Below are 7,138 nucleotides of genomic sequence, written 5' to 3' on the forward strand. Positions count from 1 at the left end.
TGCTGGGTACTGCTGTGCTGGGTACTGCTGTGCTGGGTACTGCTGTGCTGGGTACTGCTGTGCTGGGTACGGCTGCGATGCGTACGGTTGCGCCGGGTACGGCTGTCCCGGGTACGGCTGCGGCAGGTACTGGCCGCCCTGCGTCGCCAGTGCCCACTCGGGCAGCTGCGCCGGAGGGGGAGCACTGCTGACGGCACGCTCGGGATCGACCGCGAACGGGTCTCCCAGCTGCTCGTCGTCCCAGCCGAGATCGCGACGCTCGACGTAGACGATCAGGGCCTGGTCCAGGCCCTCGTATCTCATACGACTGTCGAGGTAGACGAGGGTGCCCGCGGTGCTCTGCACGACCAGGGTGATCGCCTGCAGCACGAGCAGCAGGATCTGAGGCGCCAGCAGTGCGAAGACGAACCCCATGATCTCCGCCGTGTCCATCGATCCCGTCGGCGAGAGCACATTCCCGAGCATCGCACCGAGAAGCGATGCGGGGAGATTGACGAGCTGCATGGCGACGCCCATGATCGCGCCGATCAGGAAGGTGACACCCCAGGCGACCCAGAACCGGCCGCGGGTGAGGCGCCATGACCGCACGATCGCGTCGCGGAACTTCGCGCGCTCGAGCACGAGGATCGACGGCACGAGCAGGAGCTTGGTCGTCAGCCAGACGACAAGGGGGATCGTGGCGACGATGATGAGGATCACGAGGATCACGACGCCGACGATGGCCTCTCCGGAGCCGCCGAGGCCGCCCGCCATGAAACCGGCGATGACGAGGAAGACGATCACGATCACGCCGAAGACGAAGATGATGGACAGTGACGCGAAGCCGGCGAGGCGCCAGAAGGACGGGATCATCCTCCGCCACAGCGTTCCGAGCGACGCCTTCACCCCGATCGCCGCGAATCCGATCTCGGCCGCCACCACGCCCTGCATCAGAGCGGTGAATGCGATCGACGCGAGTCCGACCGCGATGCCCGCCACGATGTTCATCGCGATGGTGCCGGCGAAGACCGCTTCGAAGTCCGAGGACGCGGGGGAGAGGGACTCGAGTCTGGTGAAGGTCGTGACGAAGACGAATCCCATGACGGTCGCACTGAGCACGACGACGGCCAGCTGGATGACGACTCCGAAGCCGAACAGCACCTTGGGGTTGTGGCGCAGTGCCGCGAACGACCTGCTCAGCAGCATCCCGAAGGTCAGCGGATGCAGGGGGATGATGCCCTTCTTCGGGGCAGGGGTCCACGTCTGGCCGGTCACCGGCACTCCCTCCGTCGTGCGCTCCCATCGTGTCATAACACTCGGGCGGAGCGCAGACATGGGGTCCGTGGTACTGAGTGCCATAAGGTAACAGTTATGACCTCACGCATTCTTGTGGTCGACGACGACATCGCGCTCGCCGAGATGATCGGCATCGTGCTCCGTACGGAGGGCTTCGAGCCGGTGTTCTGCGCCGACGGTGCGCGGGCCGTCGAAGAGTGGCGCACCCAGCGCCCCGACCTCGTGCTGCTCGACCTCATGCTCCCCGGAATGGACGGCATCGAGATCTGCACGCGGATCCGCGCGGAGTCGGGTGTCCCCGTCATCATGCTCACCGCCCGCAGCGACACCGCAGACGTGGTCAGAGGGCTGGAGGTCGGCGCCGACGACTACATCGTCAAGCCGTTCAACCCCAAGGAGCTCGTGGCGCGCATCCGCACGCGGCTTCGACCGACGCCGCAGACGGTCGCAGAGCAGTTGCGCGTCGGTGACCTCACGGTCGACGTCGATGCGCATGAGGTGCGTCGTGACGGGGCCCCGATCGCACTCACACCCCTGGAGTTCCAGCTGCTCGTCGCGCTCGCGTCCAAGCCGCAGCAGGTCTTCTCCCGCGAGATGCTGCTGGAACAGGTCTGGGGCTATCACTACAAGGCGGACACGCGACTCGTGAACGTCCACGTGCAGCGCCTGCGCGCGAAGGTCGAGCTCGATCCCGACAACCCGAAGATCGTCATGACGGTCCGTGGCGTCGGCTACCGCGCCGGGAGCGCGGGCTAGGGGTTCGATGACTGCGACGACGGCGACGACCACGGCGGTCGCGGTCCTTCGCGACTGGCGTGGATGGCCGACGGTGCTCGGCGCCCTGTGGCGGCGATCGCTGCGCTTCCGCACCCTGACGATCACCCTCATCCTCACCTCCACCGCGATTCTGATCACGTGCGTGACGATGGCGCTCGTGATCCAGAACGACCTCTTCGAGTCCCGCAAGAACGAGGGTCTCGAAGACGCCGTGAGGTCGGTCAACCTCGCTCAGATGACTCTCGACTCGGCGGCGCTCAGCGATGATCCCGTCGCGCTTCAGGAGCTCTGGGACAGCATCCAGGCCGACCTCCGGCGTTACTCGACAGCCGAGGGTTTCGCCGGCATCCGTATCGAGGACGCGGATGCCGATGCGGTCGCGTTGAACGGCTTCACCGCCGGTCTCAGCCTGAACAACATCAGTTCCGCTCTCCGCAATCGCGTCGTCCAGTTCGATGATCGTCAGTCCTGGCAGTCGGTGTCGCTCGACGTCGCCGGGCGCGCGGTGCCTGGGATCATCGTCGGGCAGCAGCTGCAGGTGCCCGAGGCGGGACCGTTCGAGGTGTACTTCGCGTATGACCTGGCGGACGCGGACAACACGCTCACGTTCGTGCAGCGCACGCTCTGGATCGCCGGCATCGGCCTCGTCGCGATCGTCGCGGTGATCTCGTTCATCGTCGTGCGCTCGGTCTCGACGCCGATCGTCGAGGCCGCCGAGACGAGCGCACGACTCGCCTCCGGCGACCTCGGGGTGCGCATCGACGTGCACGGCGAGGACGAGATCGCCACACTCGGTCGATCCTTCAACGCCATGGCAGACAGCATCGAATCCCAGATCAAGGAGCTCGGCGAGCTGTCTCTCGTGCAGCAGCGCTTCGTCTCCGACGTCTCCCACGAGCTGCGCACTCCTCTCACCACCATCCGACTGGCCGCCGACATGCTCAACGATCAGCGCGGTGAGTTCGATCCGACGACGTCGCGGACCACGGAACTCCTGCACACACAGGTGCAGCGCTTCGAGACTCTGCTGTCCGACCTGCTCGAGATCAGTCGCTACGACGCCGGTTCTGTGCAACTGGAGTTGGAGGCGACGAGCCTGGCGCACCTCGCGGAGGACATCATCGAGCAGATGAAGCCCCTCGCCGACGAACGCGGCAGCGAGCTGCGTCTGGTCGCGCCAGGGGGATACTCTCCCGTCGACATGGATCCGCGCAGGGTCCGTCGGGTCCTTCGCAACCTCGTCGGCAACGCCATCGAGCACGGCGAGGGACGTCCGATCGTGGTGACGGTCGACAGCAACCAGCACGCGGTCGCCGCAGGGGTGCACGATTTCGGACTCGGGATGAATCCGACAGACGCGGAACGCGTGTTCGACCGCTTCTGGCGTGCGGATCCCTCGCGACAGCGCACCATCGGCGGCACGGGGCTCGGTCTCTCGATCGCGCTCGGCGACGCGACGCTGCACGGCGGCACCCTCGCGGTCTGGTCGGAGCTCGGAGTGGGGACGAACTTCGTGCTCACTCTTCCGCGCAGGGGAGGCGCCATCGATGGCCCTTCCCCGGTCCCGCTGGAGCCGCAGGAGCCGATGGGGGAGCTCGGCGATGCCACGCAGCCGATCCGTCTCGCGGATCTCCCCGCCGAGCTCTTCGACGAGCGGAGTCTCGAATGACCGCGCGCGTTCGACGGGTGCTCGCCGCCATCGCCGCGACGACGGCGATGCTGATCATGACCGCGTGCACGGGTCTGCCGACGACGGGTGACGTGCAGTCCGGGCTGGCTCTCGGCGCCTCGCCGGAGGACCCGGACTTCCTGCCGCTCGCCTCGGGGCCGATCGAGGGGGCGGGCCCGGCGGCGATCGTGGAGGGGTTCATGGAGGCCGCGATCACACCGGCCGACAACTGGGACACGGCCCGCAAGTTCCTCACACCCGAGATGGCTGCGTCCTGGCGACCGAACACAGGCGTGTCGATCGACGTCAGCGCCGACACCAGATCCTTCAGCTCCACCATCGATGACGACACCGACTCTGCGGACGGCGACACCGCCGACGTGCGCGTGCAGTTCGAGCAGGTCGCGAGCGTCGACGGCACGGGAGCCTTCGCGCAGGCGGTGAGCGCCTCGAACTCCGCGTTCGTCGTGACCCGCACCGAGGGCCAGTGGCGGATCTCGGAGGCGCCGGACGGGATCGTGATCGACGAGTCGCGGTTCCCCCGCGTGTACGGCGACTATGCGCTGCAGTACTACGACCAGACCTGGGAGCGGTTGGTGCCCGACGTGCGGTGGTTCCCGCGACGAGTCACCATCGCCACGACGATCACTCAGTCGCTGATCGGCGGTGCGCCGAGCCCCTGGCTCGATCCTGCCGTTCAGAGCGCGTTCCCGCCCGATGTGCAGATGGCACGGGACGCGGTGCCCATCGACGTCGATCAGGTGGCCGATGTGGCACTGAACCGAGCGGCGCTCGGTCTCGATGCGACGACTCTCGCACGCATGCGCACTCAACTGCAGCAGACTCTCGCCGCGGCCGGGGTCCAGATCAATCAGGTGCGATTCACCGTCGACGGCCGAGCACTGGAAGCGGGTGTGGTCGAGATCGTCGACACCCCGTCCGACGGGGGAGGCATCGTGCTCAAGGAGGGCGCCTTCGGCACCGTGGTCGGGAACCAGATCACCCCGATCCCCGGAGTCACCGAGGAGATCCTCGGCATCACGCAGCCGATCCTCGCCATCGACGTCGCGGGCGACGACTCGCACGCCGCGATGCAACTGGGGAACGGTCACGTGTACATCGCGGGCGACGGCCGTGTGGACGAGCTGGACCCGCGCTCGCGGCTGGTGCGACCTTCCCTGGACCCCTACGACTACACCTGGTCGGTGCCGTCGGATGCCCCGTCAGCGCTCTTGGCGATCGGCGACGATGTGGTGTCGCACCCGATCGAAGACGCCTGGCCCGAGGCCTCCGAGGTCTCGGCCATCCGGGTGTCCGCCGACGGTGCCCGCGTGGCGGCGGTCGTCGTGATCGGCGGCCAGCGGTGGGTCGTCATCTCGGCGGTCGTACGCGATGACTCGGGCGTGCCGACGCGGCTCGGCGAGACCGAGCGCGTGGCTCAGCTCGACGCGCCGGCAGCCGGACTCGTGTGGCTGGGGTCCGACAGAGTGGGGCTCCTCGTCGATCGTGAGGACCGGACGGTCCTGACGCAGATCGTCGGGGGCACGGGAACCACCGAATCCGCACCGAGCGGAGCCGTGTCGATCGCGGGCTCGCGTTCCGCTGCCGGCATCCGCGTGCTCGGTGCCGAGGGAGCGGTCTACGCGCGAAGCGGCTCGGCGTGGAGCGAATCCACGGACGGAGTGATCGTCCTGGCCACCCGCGCGGGTCGCTGACACCGGGCCTTCTGCACAGGCGCTCTCGGTCTCGGAGTTCCCCCGTCTGCCGGTCGAGCGTCAGAGTGGCGCCGCGCGCGGGAGCGATCCACGGCAGCCTCGGGAGATGCGCCCCACCTCTCGCCTGCGTGCACTGCTTCCTGAGCTTCTCGCGTTCGTGCTCGCTGCCACCTGCGCGGGATGCGGCTCACCCGCGACCGTCCTCTGCGACCCGTGCCGTCGATGTGTTCGGCCGGTGCCGATCGAGTTGCGAACACCCGAGGGGCTGCCGGTGCACGCCGCGCTCTCCTTCGAATCGGTGGCGGCGCGCTGCATCCGACGTCTCAAAGACGGCGGAGAGACCGTGCTCGCGAGGCCGCTCGGCCGCGCGCTCGCCACGGCGGTCGATGCCGCGCTTCTGCAGAGTGCCTGCTCGATGCGCGATGTGCTGATCGTGCCGGTGCCGACCTCGCGGACCGCGTTCCGACGCAGAGGCTATCGTGTGCCGGAGCTGCTGATCAGGCGTGCGGGCGGGCTGCCCCACCGCGCTCTCGTGCAGCGAGCCAGGGGAGATCAGCGTGGCCTGGATGCCGCTCGACGCGCCTCCAACGTGCGCGGCACGATGCGCGCGCGATGGAGCGGCGACGGCCGGCGGGTCGTACTGGTCGACGACGTCATGACCACCGGTGCCACGCTCGATGAGGCTGCGGCCGTGCTGCAGCGCGCGAACCATATCGTGATCGCCGCCGTCGTTCTCGCAGCCACACCACGTCACAGCGAACGCATGATGAACGCTTCGGGGACACGGAGCAAATGACCCGTGACATCCGTAGCCAGGCGGACTACGGTGGGGGTTCTAAGGCGACCACGGTCCGCCCTTGGCCGGGAGGACCGGGACAAGGAGGCAGCAATGGAAACAAGCATCGTTGGCGTCGGAGTGGGTATCACCGATCGCTTCCGAACCGTTGTCGAGGAGAAGATCGCCAGGATCCAGACGCTCGCATCGCGGGCGCAGCGGCTTGACGTGAAGGTCACCCACAGGGTGTATCGGAACGGTCGGGTGCCCGACGAGACCGTCGAGCTCACGCTGATCGGCAAGGGCCCGGTCGTCCGGGCGGAAGCCACGGATGGCGACAAGTTCGTCGCACTCGACCTCGCGGTCGACAAGATGTCCGAGCAGCTGCGCCGTGCGAAGGAGAAGCGCGTCGACGGCCGGCAGCATCCTCGAGGAGCCCACTTCGAGAAGGGCAGCGGATCCCTCGAGGGGATCGATGTCGAGCCGGCCTCGGCCGACATCCTGCACGCGGTCGCGACCGGCAGTGTGCCGATCCAGAACGACGAGGAAGAGGTCTACTCGCCCGTCGTGATCCGCACCAAGAGCTTCGACGCGGAATGGATGACCGTCGAAGAGGCGGTCGACCGGATGGAGCTCGTCGGACACGACTTCTTCCTGTTCGTCGATGTGCGCTCCGATCACCCGAGCGTGGTCTACCGGCGCAAGGGCTGGGACTACGGTGTCATCGCCCTGAGCACGCAGGCACCTCCGTCCGAGGCGCTCGCCTCCTGACTCCAGGAACACGTGTGTGGCCCGGCCCCTTTCTCGGGGGTCGGGCCACACAGCTGTACGGGGTCCGTCAGTCGAACATGCCGTCGAGAAGGCTGCCGATCACCAGGCCGCCGAGGATTCCGGAGGCGATGTCGCCACCGCCGCCGCGGCGACCGC

At 67.8% G+C, this 7,138-nt stretch carries 6 protein-coding genes; 5 read left to right on the forward strand and 1 reads right to left on the reverse strand.

Going from position 1 to position 7,138, the window contains the following annotated elements:
- Positions 1–1,254, reverse strand: a 1,254-nt coding sequence (locus RTM68_RS15900) for a glycerophosphoryl diester phosphodiesterase membrane domain-containing protein (RefSeq protein ID WP_312172764.1), incomplete at its 3' end; no start/stop codon positions are given.
- A 96-nt stretch (positions 1,255–1,350) separates the two neighbouring features.
- On the opposite strand from RTM68_RS15900, the gene mtrA reads away from it, so the two are divergent.
- The 5 genes from mtrA to hpf all read left to right on the forward strand — a co-directional run bounded on the left by mtrA (position 1,351) and on the right by hpf (position 6,982).
- Positions 1,351–2,031 carry an MtrAB system response regulator MtrA gene (gene mtrA / locus RTM68_RS15905; RefSeq protein ID WP_194764658.1) on the forward strand — a complete coding sequence of 227 codons (681 nt, stop codon included), beginning with the start codon at positions 1,351–1,353 and terminating at the stop codon, positions 2,029–2,031.
- A 7-nt stretch (positions 2,032–2,038) separates the two neighbouring features.
- Positions 2,039–3,721: an MtrAB system histidine kinase MtrB gene (gene mtrB, locus RTM68_RS15910; RefSeq protein ID WP_312172768.1), complete on the forward strand. Its 1,683-nt coding sequence runs from the start codon at positions 2,039–2,041 to the stop codon at positions 3,719–3,721.
- Positions 3,718–5,436: an LpqB family beta-propeller domain-containing protein gene (locus tag RTM68_RS15915; RefSeq protein WP_312172771.1), complete on the forward strand. Its 1,719-nt coding sequence runs from the start codon at positions 3,718–3,720 to the stop codon at positions 5,434–5,436. The genes mtrB and RTM68_RS15915 overlap by 4 nt, the downstream gene beginning before the upstream one ends.
- A gap of 106 nt (positions 5,437–5,542) precedes the next feature.
- A complete protein-coding gene (locus tag RTM68_RS15920; protein ID WP_312172773.1) occupies positions 5,543–6,232 on the forward strand; it encodes a phosphoribosyltransferase family protein in 690 nt (229 codons plus the stop codon).
- A 93-nt stretch (positions 6,233–6,325) separates the two neighbouring features.
- Positions 6,326–6,982, forward strand: a complete 657-nt coding sequence (hpf, locus tag RTM68_RS15925) for a ribosome hibernation-promoting factor, HPF/YfiA family (protein WP_194764654.1) — start codon at positions 6,326–6,328, stop codon at positions 6,980–6,982.
- Positions 6,983–7,138: the final 156 nt, after the last annotated feature.

The sequence above is a fragment of the Microbacterium sp. genome, from assembly GCF_031988965.1.
Classification (GTDB): domain Bacteria; phylum Actinomycetota; class Actinomycetes; order Actinomycetales; family Microbacteriaceae; genus Microbacterium.